Source organism: Zoogloea sp., from assembly GCF_023150065.1.
Lineage (GTDB): Bacteria > Pseudomonadota > Gammaproteobacteria > Burkholderiales > Rhodocyclaceae > Zoogloea.
Window position 1 is genome coordinate 1 of sequence record NZ_JAKLLN010000147.1, and the last position, 638, is coordinate 638.

Sequence of the window (638 nt, forward strand, 5' to 3'; positions counted from 1 at the left end):
TCCCCGCCGGCGTTTGAAGGGCCGGACGCGCAGGGGCTCCGAGCCCGCGCCGGTCCGGCGGTGCGTCAGCCGACTGCCGGTGCCTCGCGGGGGATGCGCAGCTCGAACTCGGCGCCGCCGTTGGGGTGGTTGCGGGCGGTGATCGTGCCGTGGTGGCCGAGCACGATCTCCTGGCAGATGGCGAGGCCCAGGCCGGTGCCGCCGGCCCCGGTCTTGGTGGCGCTGCTCTGCACGAACTTGTCGAAGATGCGCTTCTCCTCGCCCGGCGGGATGCCGACGCCCTCGTCGCGGATGTCGATGGCGAGGGCCTCGTGGCTGCCGAGCATCACGTCGCGGTAGATCAGCGTGATGGTGCCGCCCTGCGGCGAGAACTTGATGGCGTTGGAGAGCAGGTTCTGCACCACATGGAAGAACTCGGTCGTGTCGATGGCGGCGATGGTGCTGGCGCTTCGGCGCTCGATGGCGATCTTGAGGCGGCGGCTCTCGATGAGGGCGGCGAGGTCGCCCTGCACCCGCTCGACGACCACCGCCACGTCGGAGCGGCGGAGCTCGAACTGGACCCGCCCGGCTTCTAGCTTGGAGAGCGAGAGCAGGTCGTTCACCAGGTTGGACAGGCGGTTGCCGCTCTGGTGGATGCG

Annotated in this window: 1 protein-coding gene; it reads right to left on the bottom strand. The window is 70.2% G+C overall.

What is annotated here, in order from left to right; translation table 11 throughout:
- Positions 1-65: 65 nt before the first annotated feature.
- Positions 66-638: ATP-binding protein (locus tag L6Q67_RS23955; RefSeq protein ID WP_296576148.1), on the bottom strand; the 573-nt coding region annotated here is incomplete at its 5' end.